General features: G+C 52.3%; 18 protein-coding genes, 1 pseudogene and 1 riboswitch. All 19 genes and pseudogenes read right to left on the bottom strand.

What is annotated here, in order from left to right; all coding sequences use genetic code 11:
* Window position 1: 1 nt before the first annotated feature.
* On the bottom strand, window positions 2–1,240 hold the full coding sequence (gene cbiE, locus ACFVRY_RS26400) for a precorrin-6y C5,15-methyltransferase (decarboxylating) subunit CbiE (protein ID WP_387503282.1): 1,239 nt from the start codon (window positions 1,238–1,240) through the stop codon (window positions 2–4).
* Window positions 1,233–2,384, bottom strand: coding sequence for a cobalt-precorrin-5B (C(1))-methyltransferase (locus ACFVRY_RS26405; RefSeq protein WP_387503344.1), 1,152 nt, complete (start codon window positions 2,382–2,384; stop codon window positions 1,233–1,235). The genes cbiE and ACFVRY_RS26405 overlap by 8 nt, the downstream gene beginning before the upstream one ends.
* A 103-nt stretch (window positions 2,385–2,487) precedes the next feature.
* Window positions 2,488–3,153, bottom strand: coding sequence for a precorrin-8X methylmutase (locus ACFVRY_RS26410; protein ID WP_387503283.1), 666 nt, complete (start codon window positions 3,151–3,153; stop codon window positions 2,488–2,490).
* Window positions 3,123–3,950, bottom strand: a complete 828-nt coding sequence (gene cobK, locus ACFVRY_RS26415) for a precorrin-6A reductase (RefSeq protein ID WP_387503284.1) — start codon at window positions 3,948–3,950, stop codon at window positions 3,123–3,125. Before cobK ends, ACFVRY_RS26410 begins: the two co-directional genes overlap by 31 nt.
* Complete coding sequence (locus tag ACFVRY_RS26420; protein ID WP_483875156.1) at window positions 3,947–5,248, bottom strand: sirohydrochlorin chelatase; 1,302 nt, start codon at window positions 5,246–5,248, stop codon at window positions 3,947–3,949. Before ACFVRY_RS26420 ends, cobK begins: the two co-directional genes overlap by 4 nt.
* A gap of 6 nt (window positions 5,249–5,254) precedes the next feature.
* Window positions 5,255–6,823, bottom strand: a pseudogene (cobJ, locus tag ACFVRY_RS26425) (precorrin-3B C(17)-methyltransferase); the annotation flags it as partial.
* A gap of 16 nt (window positions 6,824–6,839) precedes the next feature.
* Complete coding sequence (locus ACFVRY_RS26430) at window positions 6,840–7,718, bottom strand: energy-coupling factor ABC transporter ATP-binding protein (protein WP_387503285.1); 879 nt, start codon at window positions 7,716–7,718, stop codon at window positions 6,840–6,842.
* Window positions 7,719–7,762: 44 nt separating this feature from the next.
* Window positions 7,763–8,554: a cobalt ECF transporter T component CbiQ gene (cbiQ, locus tag ACFVRY_RS26435; protein WP_387503286.1), complete on the bottom strand. Its 792-nt coding sequence runs from the start codon at window positions 8,552–8,554 to the stop codon at window positions 7,763–7,765.
* Entirely contained in the window at window positions 8,538–8,834 is a 297-nt protein-coding gene (locus tag ACFVRY_RS26440; protein ID WP_387503287.1) for an energy-coupling factor ABC transporter substrate-binding protein, read from the bottom strand. Before ACFVRY_RS26440 ends, cbiQ begins: the two co-directional genes overlap by 17 nt.
* Window positions 8,835–9,599: an energy-coupling factor ABC transporter permease gene (locus ACFVRY_RS26445; protein WP_387503288.1), complete on the bottom strand. Its 765-nt coding sequence runs from the start codon at window positions 9,597–9,599 to the stop codon at window positions 8,835–8,837.
* A gap of 260 nt (window positions 9,600–9,859) precedes the next feature.
* A riboswitch (cobalamin riboswitch) is annotated at window positions 9,860–10,047 on the bottom strand.
* Complete coding sequence (locus tag ACFVRY_RS26450; RefSeq protein ID WP_387503289.1) at window positions 10,006–10,179, bottom strand: hypothetical protein; 174 nt, start codon at window positions 10,177–10,179, stop codon at window positions 10,006–10,008. Its footprint overlaps the riboswitch before it by 42 nt.
* A 2-nt stretch (window positions 10,180–10,181) precedes the next feature.
* Window positions 10,182–11,147 (bottom strand): DMT family transporter, encoded by a 966-nt coding sequence (locus ACFVRY_RS26455; RefSeq protein ID WP_387503290.1) that lies wholly within the window; start codon window positions 11,145–11,147, stop codon window positions 10,182–10,184.
* A 218-nt stretch (window positions 11,148–11,365) separates the two neighbouring features.
* Window positions 11,366–12,292, bottom strand: a complete 927-nt coding sequence (locus ACFVRY_RS26460) for a 5'-3' exonuclease (protein WP_387503291.1) — start codon at window positions 12,290–12,292, stop codon at window positions 11,366–11,368.
* 38 nt (window positions 12,293–12,330) lie between these two features.
* Window positions 12,331–12,696 carry an arsenate reductase family protein gene (locus ACFVRY_RS26465; protein WP_387503292.1) on the bottom strand — a complete coding sequence of 122 codons (366 nt, stop codon included), beginning with the start codon at window positions 12,694–12,696 and terminating at the stop codon, window positions 12,331–12,333.
* A 118-nt stretch (window positions 12,697–12,814) separates the two neighbouring features.
* Complete coding sequence (locus tag ACFVRY_RS26470; RefSeq protein ID WP_387503293.1) at window positions 12,815–13,807, bottom strand: RluA family pseudouridine synthase; 993 nt, start codon at window positions 13,805–13,807, stop codon at window positions 12,815–12,817.
* A gap of 1 nt (window position 13,808) precedes the next feature.
* Window positions 13,809–14,372, bottom strand: coding sequence for a cob(I)yrinic acid a,c-diamide adenosyltransferase (locus ACFVRY_RS26475; RefSeq protein ID WP_387503294.1), 564 nt, complete (start codon window positions 14,370–14,372; stop codon window positions 13,809–13,811).
* Window positions 14,373–14,415: 43 nt separating this feature from the next.
* Window positions 14,416–14,973, bottom strand: coding sequence for a hypothetical protein (locus tag ACFVRY_RS26480; RefSeq protein ID WP_387503295.1), 558 nt, complete (start codon window positions 14,971–14,973; stop codon window positions 14,416–14,418).
* Between the two features lie 253 nt (window positions 14,974–15,226).
* Complete coding sequence (locus ACFVRY_RS26485; protein WP_387503296.1) at window positions 15,227–15,970, bottom strand: SDR family oxidoreductase; 744 nt, start codon at window positions 15,968–15,970, stop codon at window positions 15,227–15,229.
* Between the two features lie 79 nt (window positions 15,971–16,049).
* Complete coding sequence (locus tag ACFVRY_RS26490) at window positions 16,050–16,958, bottom strand: SDR family oxidoreductase (RefSeq protein ID WP_387503297.1); 909 nt, start codon at window positions 16,956–16,958, stop codon at window positions 16,050–16,052.
* Between the last annotated feature and the right edge of the window lie 224 nt (window positions 16,959–17,182).

Here is a 17,182-nt window from a genome sequence, read left to right on the forward strand (position 1 = left end):
ATCAGGAATGTCTGTCCTTGCCGCTGACCACATAGACGGGATTCATGCCTTCAAAACGGGTCATCTCCAAGATCGGTTTTCCGCGTGAAGCCTGAAGCATCGCTATGCTTACCTCCAAACCAGCCAGTGCCAGCGCTTGCATGCTACCGTGCAGCGTCTCAATCGTAATCGCCCCGACGACGATCACTCCGCCCGGTCGCAGCCGTGCCGCACTTAGCGCGATGATGGCAGCCAGTTCCCCGCCGCTGCCGCCAACAAATACGGCATCCGGGTCCGGCAATTGCTCCAGCCCCTGCGGTGCCTTGCTATGGATAATCTCGAAATCCGCGCGGAATCTGCGCCTGTTCTCCTCCATGTTAGACAGGTTATCTATCTCTTTTTCCAGGGCATAGACCCGGCCGCGCCGCGCCATCCGCGCACACTCCACCGCCACTGCTCCTGAGCCGGACCCGATATCCCAGACTACAGCCTGCTCAGCCAGATTCAGCTCGGACAAGACCAAGGCGCGTACCTCGCGCTTCGTAATCAGTCCCTTGTCCGGCTTCCGCTGCGCAAAATCTTCGTCCGCATAAGCAAAGCCACGTCGGGCAGCCGCGACTATCCTGGGCTTATGCCGCAAAATAACTACATTAAGGGAAGCAAAATGGCCACAGTCTAGCCTCTTCATTTCCTCCAGCTCCCAGAACCCGCACCTTTCCTCCGGGCTGCCCAGCCGTTCACAGACAAAAGCTTCATATTCCGTCATGCCAAACTCCAGCAAATAACTGGCTATCCGTGCCGGATGATTGACCGCATCGGTCAGGAGGGCTACCTTAACTTTGCCGTCAATCCGCTGCGCCAGCCCGTGAATCGGCCGACCGTGCAAGCTCACTAGCTCCGCATCCTGCCAGCTGTCCCCAAGCCGTGCAAAAGCCAGCTGCACACTGCTGTAATGCGGAATGACCTCAACATGCTCCGGCCCAAATTTTTGCATAAGAGAGGTCGCAATGCCAAAAAATAACGGGTCTCCCGATGCGAGCACAACTGTCTTTCGATTCTTCCACAGCCTCTCCAGCTTATCAGTGAAGGTCTGAAGTCCGCCCTTTAGCACGATTTTGTCTCCAGTATACTGTGTAAAAAAAGACAATTGCCGCTCCCCGCCAAGCAGCACATCGCTTTCCAGCACCTTTTTCAGATTCTCCGGGGCCAGTCCTCCGGCGCCATCTTCCCCAATGCCGATGATATAAATTACGTTATTCACCGATTTCCGCCCTTCCCAGCACTCTGCCCTTCATCGTGATCAATACCATCTCCACTGCCGTTCCCCCTCCCATATGGTTCAGACAATGTCTGCAGGCATGGAGACACAGTTGTTCAAAAAAAACCATGTTCCCAGCCTCCGTCATCAAGTCCACGACCTGTGACGCGGTATTGGCAGCCTCTACTTGCGCGGTCAATTCCCTGTCCGCTCCTGCCTCCTCTGCAATCCGTGACAAAAAACCGAAATCAACGGGAGCATTCTTAGAGTGAATCAGCATAGCCCCTTGCGCTACCTTAGAATACTTGCCGGCCATACCGACGAGCGTTATCTTTGAGATACCGTAAGCTTTGGCATGTTCGAGGGAAAAGCCAACATATTCACCCATCTGGATAAAAGCTTCCTCCGGGAGCGTCGGAAACATCGCTATAGCATACTTCTCGCTGCTTCCGCCTGTCGTCAGGACAATCTCTCTGTTTCCAGCGGCGGCAGCGACCGAGATCGCTTGCTTTACGCTCGCCTTGTAAGCCTCTGTTGAGAAGGGCGTAACCACACCCCGTGTGCCGAGAATGGAAATGCCGCCAAGGATGCCTAATCGGGGATTGAGCGTCTTCTGCGCAATGGCTTCTCCTTCCGGTACACTGATCACTACCCGCAAACCTCTCGCCGCCCCATGCTCTTCCAGCACGTCAGCGATGGCTTCCCGGATCATTTCTCTCGGTACCGGATTGATGGCTGCTTCGCCGACAGGCACCGGCAACCCGGGTTTGGTTACCCTGCCCACGCCTTGACCACCATCAATTTCAATTTCTTGGTCTTCCCTCCAGCTTACAGTAGCCTCAATCCAAGCCCGATGTGTCGCATCGGGATCATCTCCGGCATCCTTTACAGTAGCGCAGATAGCCGAAGATATACTATACCGTTGCCAGCCGGTCAGTTGAAAAGTGTGGCGGAAGCCTGCCGGAAGATCTATATCTACGGTCTCGTAAGCCTCGCCGGTGATCAGCAGCAACGCCGCACCTTTGGCGGCTGCAGCTGCGCAGGCGCCAGTTGTGTAGCCACGTCGCAGCGGTGGGGTCTCATGACCACGAGTCGCCGAATTTCCGCTGTCCTCGCCGTCGTTCCCCGGGCGACTCTTGCGATCCATCAGACTCTGAGACTTCTCCGGCATAACGTTTCCTCCTTCACGACTGATTTTTGATGAGCTGCCGGTACAAGATTCTCTTGCGCTGAGTTGTGAGATTCTACGGTTAAAGCTTCTGCTCTGCGGTGTGTTGCACGGCTAGCAACGTCAGTGCGTTGACAGCGGCAACAACGACGGTGCTGCCCCCTTTTCGCCCAATATTCGTGATGTAAGGAATATCCAGCTTGCGCAGCTCATCCTTAGACTCGGCCGCCGAGACGAAGCCTACCGGCATTCCGACAACAAGACTCGGCCGGGCTGCACCTTCTTTGATCAGACGGATCAGTTCAAGCAGGGCAGTGGGGGCATTACCGATCACATAGATGCCTTCCGGGGCTTCCATGCAGGCTTTGCGGACTGCAATAATAGCTCGTGTAGTTGCCAGCCGCTTTGCATCTTCCACCACCTCGGGATCGGAAATATGCACTCGCACCTCCCCCCCATATCTCCCTATTCGTTCCTTGGCGATCCCGGCTCTCACCATCTCCACATCGGCTATCACCGGTTGGCCCTGCAAGATCGCTGCTATGCCGGCCTGCACCGCCTCCGGATGAAATACCAGACTGCGACCCAGCTCAAAATCCGCCGATGCATGGATGATCCGCTGCACCACAGGATAATGCTCCGGACTAAAATCATGCGATCCCAACTCTTCAGTAATCATCCGGAAGCTGAGGCTTTCGATCTCCTGTGGCTGCACTGTCAGCGGCTTGAACTCTGTTCCAAAATCCATTTTGGGTCCCTCTTCTCTATGATCTGACTCTCCTGAAGCCATCGACCGAGCGTTGCGGCTATGCCTTCAAAAGAATCGTACACCTCACCAGTTGACGGCTCTGGCCGGGCAATCAAGATAACATACAGCCCCATTTCCAGAGCTGAATACACCTTTTCATCCACAGATCCCTCTGCTCCACTTTCCTTCGTAACCATCACCGTTGTGCCATACTGGGTGTACAAGGCCTCATTTAATTCACGTGAAAAAGGCCCCTGTATCGCAATAATATTCCGTTGCTCTATCCCCAGAGACAGACATTTCTCCATGTTTTCCAAACAAGGAAGCAGGCGCACCGTCAGGGTAATCTCCGGATCACCCAGCAACTCTTCAGCAAAGATCTCCAACGTCTTCCCCCCGGTAGTAAGCATTACGGAGCCCTTGAGCTCCCGGGCTTTGACGGCGGCTTCCGCATAGGAAGAGACTACTAGCAGCCGAGGGTGGCTGGCATAGGACAGGCTGCGCCGTTCATAGCGGAGATACGGCAGGCCAAGTGCCGCCGCAGCTGCCTGGGCGTTGGCATGAGCCTCCAGCGCGAACGGGTGGCTTCCATCCACGACAGCACGGAACCCTCCCTCCCGCAGCAGAACAGTCATACCCTCTTGGTCTAGCCTGCCCACGCGCGTATTCAAACCCGCCTCCCGCAGCCGCGCAACCGCGCTTGGCGTCACAACCGATGCCAGCAGTGGCAGGCCATTCCGCGTGAGCATCAAGGCCAGCTCCCGAGCGTCGCTCGTGCCGCATAACATAAAAATCATCGCTCTGGCCCTGCCGCCGAACCGGAGACTATCTGTCCAGGCTTCTCAAGCTGTTCCTTTGAGCATTCCTGGTGGTCACCGGCACAACTGCAATGTTCGGGATGATAACCTCTTTCTTGATCGTCCGAGTGAAACTGACCGTAACGATGATCGTCAGAACGTTGATCGGAGTCATGATGCCCATGGCATTCACCGTGACCATCCGTTTGATGATACCTATAGCATGGACTGTGGCCGTTCGAATGATCATGCTCATCATGGTGTCGGCCATTATGGGCCCTACAATGATTATGCGTATGTTCATGTCCATGGATGTGATCATGTCCACATCCATTCTCATGGTCATGGTCATGGTCATGGTGATGTCCATGGTGGTGGTGATGCACTCCTGCTTCGGTACGGTACCTGCAATTGTCGCAGTTGGCATGGCTGCGGCCGTTCAGGGTCTCATCAACCCGCTCTTCCAACATATCCGCCAGCAAGGGGTGAGTACCCAGATAGCTACCGATCTCAACCTCCAACTCCGGATGCGCTGCTGCAAAGGCCGTCACTCTTTCGTTGAACTGCCTGATTAGCACACCTGTAAAAAGCAGATAGGGCAGAACGATGATTTTTCGTGCGCCTAGCACCAGACAGCGTTCCAGCCCCTCTGCAAGTGAAGGCTTGGCAATTGCAATAAAGCAGCTCTCCACACTTTTATAGGAGGTTTGTTCCCAAAGTAAACGGCTTAACTTGCAAAAATCGCTGTTGGCATCGGGGTCACTCCCGCCGCGACCCATGAGCAGGACTACCGTCTCCTCGGCAGGAATATTTACCTTTGGCGCACCAGAAACCTCTATCTGTGCATTAGGCTGACTTAGAGGAACCACCGGTACAGCCTCAGAGATTCGGTCCAGCAGAATCTCCACCGCCTTATCCTGTACACCGATTGGGCGTCCATAAATGAATTCAACACCAGGGTACCTTGCCTTGGCCTGGTCTATCGCCAGTGGAATATCCAGTTTGGAATGCCCAGCCGCGAACAAAATAATCGGCACGACATTTATCGTAGTTGCCCCACCCTGCACACAGTTCTCAATGCCTTCGGCAATGGACGGCCCAGCCAATTCAATAAAGCAAGTCTCGAACTTCAACTCCGGTCTGCGTCTTGCTAGCAAATCTGCGAACGCCCTCAGTTCATCGTTGCCTTCCGCCACTCTGCTGCCATGCCCTACCAACAGTACTGTTCTCACAGCCGTCTCTCCTTTCGTGACCTTCGCCTCATGTTCTGAACCTAAACTTATTCCTGCAAGCCCCACCCGCGCAAAAAAAGCGTGGAATGGCTCGTTGTTTGTTCCCAGCTCACGGTATCTCCCTACAACCGCCATAACGGCTTCAATAACTTCATCCTCATTCATACCCCTGCCTGCAAGAGCACCTGCATGGGGACTGCGTCCGAATTTCTTGCCCCCAAGATACAGCTCAAAGCTTCCTTTGGTGTAGACCACCCCGATGTCATCCAGTACTGCCGAATTGCAGGCCATCCCGCAGCCGTTGACCTGGATTGTTAATTCCCTTGGCACCTGGTGTCCGGCTAGAAGGTAATGCAATCTTATGGCAGCGCCCAAGCCGCCTGCTCTCCGGCCCTCGCAGAAGCCGCAGGTTTTCACACGCACGAAGCTCCCCTGCTGCAGGACACGAAGTCCCGTCCCGAGAAGCTTACGTTCAAGCTCTTTTGGATGGAACACTATGCTTTGGAGTAAGAGATGCCCTTGGCGTGTATGAGCAACCTGTCCTTCCGGTCCTGCCGCTTCAGAAAGTAACGCCAATTGGGCTCCAGTCAATGACCGACTACCTATTGGAGGCAAAACTTCCAATTCCGCCTTGAAAATCCTAGGCTCAGCAGTTCCAACCCCTGCAGCCTCTAATGTTACTGACTGCTCCAAGGCCGAGAACACCTTTGTTTTTCCCTCCACTCGTACTGCCATTGCGCGGGTTTCCCCTCCTGCTGCGGGAGGGCAAGTAACGGCCTCCCCCCACTGCTCGGCAGCTCTCTCTGACGCGGTCAATGACCACGGCTCCGCTGAGGTTCGTAGCCGCTCGTGAGGCTTCAGTTCCTGCGTTTCCGCGCCAAGGCTGTACTTGCGCTCATATCCGCGCGGTGTAATCATTATCCCCTCGAAGACAGTCGTCGCCGAGTTGCCGATAATGACTGTGGACAGCATACCGATCTCATGCTCCAGCATATCCTCCAGTGTCGTAACAACCGTCTGCTGTCGATCACGGTAGGCGCTTTTGACAATGCCAACGGGTGTACCTGGCTCGCGATAACGCAGCAGGATGCTCCGGGCCTCCTCGATCTGGCGAGTCCGTCTCCCACTGCGCGGGTTATAGAAAGCGATAACAAAATCCGCAGCAGCCGCAGCCTCCACTCTGACCACTATGTTATCCCATGGCGTAAGATGATCGCTGAGGCTAATTGTGCAAGCGTCGTGCATAATTGGTGCACCGAGCAACGATGAGCAAGATTGAATGGCGGATATGCCGGGAATCACCTCGACCTGGATACCCTTTTCCGGGTTCCAGCCCCGTTCAATTAACACCTCATACACCAGTCCGGCCATACCATATACCCCGGCATCCCCACTGGATATTACAGCGACAGTCTGTCCCGTCTCTGCTCTGCGTACGGCTTCCTGTGCCCGGCTAACCTCTTCCGTCATACCTGTGCCAACTATTTCCTGATGCCTTAGCAGCGGCTTAATAAGTTCTACATAAGTGTTGTAGCCGATTACCGCTTCACTTTCTTCTATTGCAGCCAATGCCCGGCCCGTAATATGCTCCATTGCGCCGGGGCCAAAACCGATGATCAGCAGCTTGCCCTGTTTATCCATAATTCTCCTCGTCCCTTTAGAATCTCGTTACCGTGTTTCCTCGCCTCTCAATACTTGTAAGCAGTGCACTCAGAGCAACCTTGAACTCATCCGCAGTCCGGGGCGCCTTCTGCCCCGATATCAGCTCTGGCGGCAAGCTCTGCCATACATCAGCCAGCAACGGCAAACCCAGACCGATGCTCTGTATCATATCCCGGCTGGCAAACAAGTCCTCCGGCCTACCGCTCGCCTTGCATATTCCCTGATCCAGGACGATAATCCAGTCCGCCCAACGGTAAGCCAGATTCATGTCATGCGTAGCCATGACCAGTGTAGTTCCATTTCGGGTATGTATATCCTCAAGCGCATCCAACAACAGTGTTTCGGACACAGGGTCCAAATAAGCTGTTGGCTCATCAAGCAGGATCAGTTCTGGTTCCATCGCCATCACACCAGCCAGGGCCGTCCGTTTTTTCTGCCCCAGACTAAGCTGATGGATAGGCTTATCTCCAAGCTCTGTTAAGTTCAGCCTCTCCAGTACCTCTCGGCATCGTAGCTTGATCTTAGGTTCAGCCATGCCGGAGCCCCGCAGCCCGAACGATACATCTTCAAGGGGCGTGTTTAGAATCAACTGCTGCTCCGGGTCTTGAAACACCAGTCCGACACTGCGGCGGAGAGAAGCCAGGTCTTTGGAGGCGTAGGATATCCTTGCCCCGTCCTTCCACACAACTCCCTGCTGTGGCCGGAGAATACCCACCGCATGCAGAAATAGGGTAGACTTGCCTGAGCCATTATGGCCGAGCACTGCCGTTCTGGAGCCTTTCGGAATGGTCGCGCTCAGTCCCTGTAATGCAGGCCCCCTCGTGTCCGGGTACCGGAACACCACTTCCTCAAAAACCAGACAAGCGTTATTCATGATGATTCTCCTTTATCAACTCCAAATGATAGGATCAACGATATTCACAATCGCCAGGCCAACCAGCTCTGCACGAGTACCAATACAGCCATTCCGACGTAGGCCTCAACAGCATATCGAACTGGAACTGGACGAGTCTCACCGGGCGGTAAAACAATATCTCCATCAAACCCTCTAGTCAAAAAACCTTGAGATAGCCCATGGTACCGCTGAACCGTCTTCGCGAACAAAACGCCGGCCATTCCCGCAGCCTCTCGTAGCTTTGCTGAGAACCCCCTAGTACCCCCGCGCAGTCGCCGAGCCAGCATCATCCCCTGCGCGGTGTCACTGAGCAAAAATAAAAACCGATACATGATCAACATCAGTTCAAGTACAATCTGCGGCATCCGCAATCTGCGCAATACTTGAAGCAACTCGGCAAAAGGCGTGGTAAGGATCAGAAAAAAGAAGCACGACAGGCAAGCTGCCACACGTGCCAGCAGCAGCCCCCCTCGCCAAAGCCCTGCAGCCGTCATATAGAGTGAGAGTGAAGAACCTAGCATCGGGAGTACCACCACTGCCTCTCCGGTTGCCGGACGGCCAATTTCCACTACAAGGACTGGCAAACTGATAAAGTAGAACAGCAACGCGGAACCAAGCAATATCGCGTATAGCTGGATCGGGATCTTGGCATAGAAGATGCACCAGATCATCAACCACAGCGAAATTGCCAGTTGCAAAACTGGGTCAAGAACAAAGGACAGCACGAACATGGCTGCAGCGAATCCGCTTTTCCACATCGGAGACAGGCTACGAAAAGCATTGCCATAGGAGACAGCGTCAACTCTTCTGATCATTCAGCTTCTGCTTGCCTTGTCTTCCTTTAAGCAGACCAATCGTATAGCCAATTACTCCGGCGCCAATAGCTGCCTGCAGGGCGAATAGCATACTTTCTGTCTCTCCCGGCAGCTCCGTCAGCGGCTTAAACCAAGGGGTATACGAGGGATCAATTTCAGTGATGGCACCTTCTGCAGCATCATCGGCCCCGCCAAATTCCCCTTCTACGAACAGTAGCGGCAGTACAACCAGCAGAACGACTACCAGAAACATCCATGCATTTTTCCATTTAGCACTCATTTATGATTGGGCCCCTTTCGTCTGGCGTTTCAGTAATGACAACTCATGCGGACTGTAAGATTTCAGCCAATTCCAGAGCAGCACTGTCAACAGCCCTTCACTGATGGCAAGCGGAATCTGCGTAATAGCAAAGATGCTTCCAAACTTCATGAACGAAGCCAGCACTCCGCCATCAGCAGCCGGAAATGCCACTGCCAGTTGAACCGAGGTAACAACATAGGTCATAAGATCAGCGATGGCTGCCGCACTGAATACCGCGAGCTTTTCACGCTGAGTCATCCGCATTATCAGCTTGTACGCCGCATAGCCGGCAAAAGGCCCGGCCACCGCCATCGAAAAGGCATTCGCACCAAGCGTAGTAATTCCGCCGTGGGCAAGCAGCAGCGCCTGAAAGAGCAACACAATTGAGCCAATAACACCCATGGGCAGCGGACCAAGCATAATTGCACCGAGGCCGGTTCCCGTCGGATGAGAACTGCTTCCTGTGACGGAAGGCATCTTGAGTGCTGATAGCACAAAAGTGAAGGCCCCGGACAAACCCAGAAGCAGCTTCAGCTCCGGATTGTCCTTCGTCATTTTTTTCAACCTCATAATTCCAAGAATAAAGAACGGCAGAAATGCCGCCCACCAGAACATCGCCCAGCCCACTGGCAGAAATCCCTCCATAATGTGCATGGCCTGTGCGGTCCCCGGTTCGTTAAACAGCAAATACACGGTAAATCCGGCGACCAGCATCGTAAAACTCCACATCCTGCGTTGTTTCATTCCTTTTCCCTCCATGTTTTATGTAGATTGAAAGCCAAAAAAGCCCACCCTAACAGGTGGGAGATCCTATGTACGTGATTGCTTACGAAAGAGAGGTATGGGATCGGAATTCACATTCCAGTCTCACTCCATTCAAAACAGCAGCAGACTAGCAGTCACCTTGTGCAAAGGGACCTATTAACTGTCCTCCATGGCATAGGCCGTTTGCCGTCTTCAGCCTCTTTCGTCAATTCGTACACCGCTCCTATCCGCGTAGGGTCTTGGTGTGCGAAAACAAGGTAGGTCTCCTGGCTTCGGATGATAGCGCCGGTTCTTTGTCTTCCCCGATATTGCTTCGAGTGACCTGGTAAAGAACGGCTCTCCTATACAGTGGCGGGACCGCTCGGGAGTTGCACCCGATTCCCTGTTACCCCTTGTCATCAAGGGCACCTTGTTTTATCGCTATTTGATCCTGTACATCATAGTAGATTTGGAGTTTTCTGTCTGTGATAAAAGTTTGGATCTGGAATTTCTTCCAAGTGTAATCAAAAAAGAGCTGATTCATCATCCTTAACAGATGATGAATCAGCTCTTTACTCAAAATCAGGCTCCCGGGCTTTTTCCCGCACTCAGGGACGCAACATCCGATCGGGACCTCCATGGTAGCTTTCCAAAGTTAGTGCCGAGCACCCCAATAATAATCATAACAGTCCCGATGATATGAGCCACCGTCAACTCTTCGTGCAGAATCAAGGCTCCGGCGATAATGGAGATTAACGTAGACAGATTATTGAAGACGCTGACCTTGGAAGCTTCCAGGCGGGCCAGTGCATAGGTGGACAACAGATTGCTAATTACCGTAGACACAATGCCAAGATACAGCAGAGCCAGCAAATACTTGGAATCCACAAACGGCTGGAAAAAGAGATTCAGTGACCCTGCCGTTCCATGCTTAATCAGGGCAGCAGCCGCAAATAAAATAAAGCCCATAGCCATAGTAACGAAAGAGATTTCCAAAGGCGTATACTTCCGCGTCAACGGCCTGGCTAGCACACTGAAACCTGCCATGCTCAGTGCCGACAACACCAGCAGTATCAATCCAACTACATTACCTCCACTCCAGCCAGCGCCCCCCTTCATCGCGAAGATAAAAATGACACCTGCTACAGATAGCAGAATGGACAGCTTCTGGACAACATTCGTGCGTTCTTTAAGAAAAAAAGCTGCGATCGGCGCGGTAAATAGCGGAACCATCGCCAGAATGATGCCAGCTTCCGACGATGAAGCGCTCATTAGGCCAAAAGCCTGAAGGGCAAAGAAAAGTACTGGAGACAGCAGCCCCAGCGGGAGCAGTCTGCGGACATCACTCCAGTTGAAACGTAGCCGGACCCATCCGAAGATAAACGGTATGGCCACCGCGATCCAGCCGATTGCGAAGCGATGCGCCAGCACATCCAGCGGATTGGACTTGGTAACCGTCATTTTGACGAATAAAAATGAAAAACCAATAATTGAGGCATAAAGAATAGCGGCCACATAAGCCGACGTATTACTGTTTCTGGATTTCATACATGATACCTCCGGGAAAAATAAATGTGGGGTCCAGACATTGAACTCAATATACTATGCAATCCGAGCGGAGCAGCCACAATTCATGCGTGACGCATATGTACCGATACAGACTGGGTAATTAGCGGTTGTATCCCGCCACCACTCCCCCTTGAAGCCATACCAAAAAAAGCCCTGCACTGCAGGGCTTTTTCACTAGACTGTAACCTTGGTTTGCTCTAGCCCAAATCGCCAAGCTCGATCTGCACAATACCTTCTTCTTCCTGAATCTCGGCAATTAGGTGCATAAGGCTACCGAATTCCAGCTCCTTGAATTTGCGGGTAGCAGATTCGCGCCGTACTTCCCATAGACATTCGGTTAGTTCGCAGACTACCGGCACATCGCAGCGGATTTGTGCAAGGTCCCGTGACAAGTGCAGCATGTCAAGGTCAGCTTCAATCTTGGCCCGCACGCCCTTGGGCAGCAGTTGCAAATTTTCGATAACGCCTTCGACCGTACCATAATCGGTTAGAAGCTTAAGCGCCGTCTTCTCGCCGATACCGCGAACGCCGGGATAGTTGTCGCTCGTGTCGCCCATGAAGCCCTTCAAGTCGATGACTTGAGCAGGCGTAAGACCTTTATCTTCCAGTAGTTCTGCCGGATCATACACTTTATAATTGGAACGCCCTTTTTTCATAATCACAACTTTCACGTTGTCCGTAACAAGCTGCAGCATATCATGATCTCCGGTAATAATATACACCTCGGATTCTTCACCGTAGCCAGCCGCTAGTGTACCGATACAATCATCGGCTTCATAGCCCACTAGCCCGACGTTTGGTACGCCAAGCTCTGCCACAACTTCCTTGACTAGATCGAACTGGGGAATCAACTCCAGCGGCGGCTCCGCCCGGTTTGATTTATAGCCATCATATTTCTCCGTGCGGAACGTGCCCTTGCCCATATCCCAGCAGCATACTACATGCGTAGGATTAAATGTGCTAACTGCGTCGAAAAAATACTGCAAGAAGCCGTAAACGGCGTTCGTCGGCAATCCTGCACTGGTCTTACGGATATATCCGCCATAAGCGGTGGCGTAATAGGCACGGAACAGCAGAGCCATTCCGTCCACGATCATCACGCGGCCCTTCGTTTCTGCTGTCATGTGTAAACCTCTCCTAATTCATCTATTCATTATTGGGGTCAGACGTTGCTCCAGGCCCCTGCATACTGATCTTCCTTGAATCCTACGGTAACCTTGGTTCCGTCGCTGACGATTGGGCGTTTAATCAACATTCCGTTGCTGGACAAAAGCTCCAGTTGCTCTTGCTCGCTAAGACCTGGCAACTTATCCTTGAGCCCCTGCGATTTATAGACATCACCGCTGGTATTAAAGAACTTCTTCAGCTCCAGTCCGCTGTTCTTGAAGAGTTCAAGCAGCTCCTCCACTCCCGGAGGCTGCTCCTTAATATCCTGCAGATCCAGTTCATGGCCTTGACCCTGCAGCCACTTGACCGCATTGCGGCAGGTGCCGCATTTTGGATAATGATAAACTTTCAAAGTGCTCATATTTCGCTCCTTTATCATGAATAGCAGGCAAAGCGCCATTGCACTTCACCTCTACGCGAATGGACAACTCTAGTGATTCCTTTTAATAGCTATTCTATTTGTTACAAAGTTTTAAAAACTATTCAGCCGCAAGCTCAGGCTTCCCCTGCTTCAGCTCATTCTCCAGAGCCGCCATATCCGGCGGCAATGGCGCTTCAAAGATCAGGTTCTCCGGCAACACCGGATGCCGTAGTGAGAGCCTTACTGCATGCAGCGCCTGACGCGGCATAGCAGCATCCAGTGCAGCAATCCCTGCCAGCTGCGCCGTCTGGTCAGGTGTCGGCGCAGCCTCGCTGTATAGTGGGTGCCGGTACATACCGTCACCGATCAGCGGACAGCCGATAGAGGTCATATGCACACGAATCTGATGCGTGCGCCCGGTCTCCAGCTTCAGCTCTACTCTTGAGCCTCCGCTATAGGTTTCCATGACCTTGTAACGGGTCAAGGAAGGATAGCCATCCGGTGTCACAATGCGCCGGTGGGGCTCCTCCGGATCACGGTCTATCGGCCCATCGATATCACCTTCCGGCACTACCGGTTTGCCATGTACGAAGGCCATGTAACGCTTGTCCACCTTTCCGGCAATCATCTGCTCAGAGATATGCTGGTGCGCAAATGGATTCTTGGCGATTACTAGAACGCCTGAGGTCTCCTGGTCCAGCCTGTGTACTGGCCGGAAGCGGTAGCGTTCTCCTTTTTCTGCCCAATAATGAACAACGCCGTTCGCCAGGGTGTCCGTATAATGGCCGTGGGTCGGATGCACAATGATCCCTGCCGCTTTATTGACCACAAGCAGATGCTCGTCTTCATACAGCGACTCGAAGGGAATAGGCTGAGGCAAAATATCCTCGGAAACTTCTGTCTCCATGCGAATCTCAACGGTATCGCCGGCCCGAACCTTTACACTAATATAGACGCGCTCCCCGTTGACCTTAATGCCTTGCTCCGTCATTTTCAGTCGGGACAGAAGCTTGCGCGAGACCTCCATCCGCTTATGAAGGATAGTCTTCAGCAACCAACCGTCCTCTTCCGGGGGTATGATATAGGTTATGGGTGAATAATAGCTACTCATCTTATTTCCTAAACACCTTTTTACTACGTACATATTCCACGTCAGCAATCCCTGCCCTTGTATTGGCGGTGCGAGCCAGTGCGAAGAAGTAATCCGACAGACGGTTCAAGTATATAACGGCTTCCGGATTTACCTCGTGGCTTCTAGCAAGCGTCACGGCCCGCCGCTCAGCACGGCGGCAGACGGTACGACAGACATGCAGCACGGAGGACAACTGGCTTCCTCCAGGGAGGATAAACCGTTCCAGCTCTGGATTCTCTCCTTGCAGGCTATCGATCCAGCCCTCCAGTCGCTCGGCCATCTGGCTTTTCACCTTATATTTGTTCTCGCTGAGCTTAACGAATGCCAGATCCGATCCGCAGTCGAACAACTCATGCTGGATCTCCAGCAGTTGTTCCCGCACATCCGCAAACTTCTCTTCCTCCATCAGACTGCGCGCCTGTCCCACAAAACAGTTCAGCTCATCGATGGTTCCATAAGCCTCAACCCGGACATCATCTTTGGCCACCCGACCTCCGATGACCGAGGTCTCCCCCTTATCGCCGGTACGTGTATAAATCCCCATATCGCGCACTCCCCTCTACTTTTCAAAAATGCTTGAATCCACTCTATTCCATCATGGCTTTAATCGCCGCAATGCTCTGTTCCAGACTGTCCGCCGAAACGGCAATCGTCAGAAACGCATCATCAGGCGCAAAACCGGCATCCTTGAACATCTTGAGCTTGGACAGCGGAATCGCAAACAAATGCTTCTCCTGAACAATATCCTTGCTCCCTTCCTTCACTACCCCGCCTTCAAAGACGCCTTCCGGGTAATCGTCCGGATTAAAGTATTCATCCAGCGGGCGGTTGGCTCCGCTTTTTCCATAATTGAGAACATCTTCCTTAGACAGGATTACAATATCATTCATAGCAGCCGCGTATTCAACCATCAGCTTCTGGATATTATAGATCGGCGCTGTGCTGAACTCCACCTTAGTCTCGTCGCCTAGCTTGTCCTTCAGGTTGCTCTCAAAGCCCTGAACAAATTTGGTATCGGGATTCACCCCGTTCAACATCATAAAGATATTCACCGTATCCTTCGTGTTACCCCCACCGCAGCCTGCAATTAACGTCATCATTACCAGCAGTGCAACGGCTATGCTGCCTTTCCAATTTCCCTTCAATCCGCTTCCCCCTTAGTCGTGAAAATCACATAATAACAGTTTAAACGCACTTACGCAAAGAAGGCAAATATATAGAAATCAACTTGAAATTTTTACAATAACCTAGCAAGGCCATGATTGAGAAATCGGTCGGGTTTGCACCATAGCCTCGTAAGTATGTGACACCCTAGAGAAGCAAAAAAGCAACGAGTCGGGTCCCCATGGACCAGGCTCGTTGCTTTTTTTCAAATTCTGCAAATAGAAAACCCTACCTTTACACCATTCCTCCGTTGACACGCAGTGTCTGGCCGGTTACCCAACCGGATGCGTCACTCGCAAAGAACGCAACCGCCCCTGCGATATCCTCCGGCTCTCCCAGACGTCCAAAAGCATTCATTTTACGAATACCGTCAATCTGCTCCTCCGATTTCCCCACAGTGAACAGCTCCGTGTTCACTGGACCCGGTGCGACGGCGTTAATGGTGATTCCCTTAGGTCCAAGCTCCTTCGCCAGTTGGCGGGTAAACTGCTCAACAGCACCTTTGCTGCCTGCATAAACGCTGTACGTCGGGAACATTACTCCCGCGACGGAAGTCGAGAAATTGATGATCCGGCCGCCCTGACCCATGTGTTTGACAGCTTGCTGGATGGCAAAGAAGGTTCCCTTCACATTGATGCTGAACTGCTTGTCAAAATCCTCCTCGGTGACTGCCGCAAGCGGCTTGGTCATCATGACGCCAGCATTGTTCACCAGAATATCCAGAGCTCCAAAAACCTTCACTGTTTCTTCAAACAGCTTCTCCAACTGGGCTACACTGCTAATATCCGCCTGAATGGCTACAGCCTCACCGCCATTTTGCTTGATTTCGGAAACGACCTCTTCCGCTTTATCCGGGCTGCTGCTGTAATTCACTACAACCTTTGCCCCGTTCCGGGCCAGTTCCTCTGCAATTGCACGGCCGATGCCTCTCGATGATCCTGTTACGACTGCCACTTTACCAGAAAGATTGTTTCCCATGTTAATAACCTCCAAGTGATTTGATTAAATAGAACAAGTAGTATTAAGCCAACTAAAACTTACCAGCCAATAGATCGATTTAATCAACAGATACAGCAGCTTCTAACAAACCTCCAAGTCCGATCCGCTCCAAAAATTCAATCCGCAGTTTCTCCGAAAGCTCTGTTACTTCAGCGGCACCGTCACCGACAAAGTCGATAACCGATCGTACAGGACGCTGGCCAGCGGGCAGACTGACAATACGGGCCACCTCATCCGCTACCGCTTGTGGATCAGCATCATCAGGTGTAAGCGCGCTTAGTCTTTCGCCAACCTCTCCGAGCAGCCCATTAATTCTTGCGTATGCTGCTGAAGTCTCTCCATCAGTTGGAGGAGTAGCATTCGGAAAATGCGCAGTTCCTTTCGTGAAGGCACCGGGTACTACGAAGGAAGTCTCGATCCCGAAAGGAGCGACTTCATACGCCATCGTCTGGGCAAGTGAATCCATAGCCGCTTTGGCAGCTACATAAGGTCCAAGGAACGGCGGGAATCCGCCGCGAACGGTAGTGCTGCTGATCCAAAGCAGCAGGCCAGATTCCTGTGCTCTCATATATGGGAGAGCCGCCCGGTTCACTCGCTGTGTCCCGAGAACATTGGTGTCATATACCTTAGCCATTTCTTCCGGGGAAAAAGCTTCAGTCACACCAACTACTAGATGACCAGCATTATGCATGACTACATCCAAAACGCCCTGCTCTTTCACAATGACCTGCACCGCGCGATCTGCCGATTCCTGAGAGAGAACATCCAGCTCCAGAGCCTTAAGGCTTAATCCGTTCTCCGCTGCATAATCGTGAAGTTCCTTGGCCCGGGGGGCGTTCCGTCCTTCAACATCGCGCATGCTGGCATATACGATATGTCCTGCTGTCGCCAAAGTGCGGGCGGACAAGTTGCCTATTCCGGTAGAAGCACCTGTGACGAGAACAACTGATTTGCGAGTGTGATTCATGTTGTCACTCCTTAAAAATGGATTGGTTACCAGTCCGATCTTCATAATGTCGGCGCGTTTCTTCGCTGCTATGCATCTTCTAAAGATTTTGTTGACGTTTGAACCCAATAGAATTCTGTGCTGCATCCGTCCGGTGAATTGATTATATAATAACAAAAATCAATAATCAACTGACAATTTTATATTTTTGTCATTTAATTTTTCTTTTCTATTTTTAATCAAAA

This window comes from Paenibacillus sp. NPDC057934, assembly GCF_042887565.1.
Lineage (GTDB): Bacteria > Bacillota > Bacilli > Paenibacillales > Paenibacillaceae > Paenibacillus_AQ.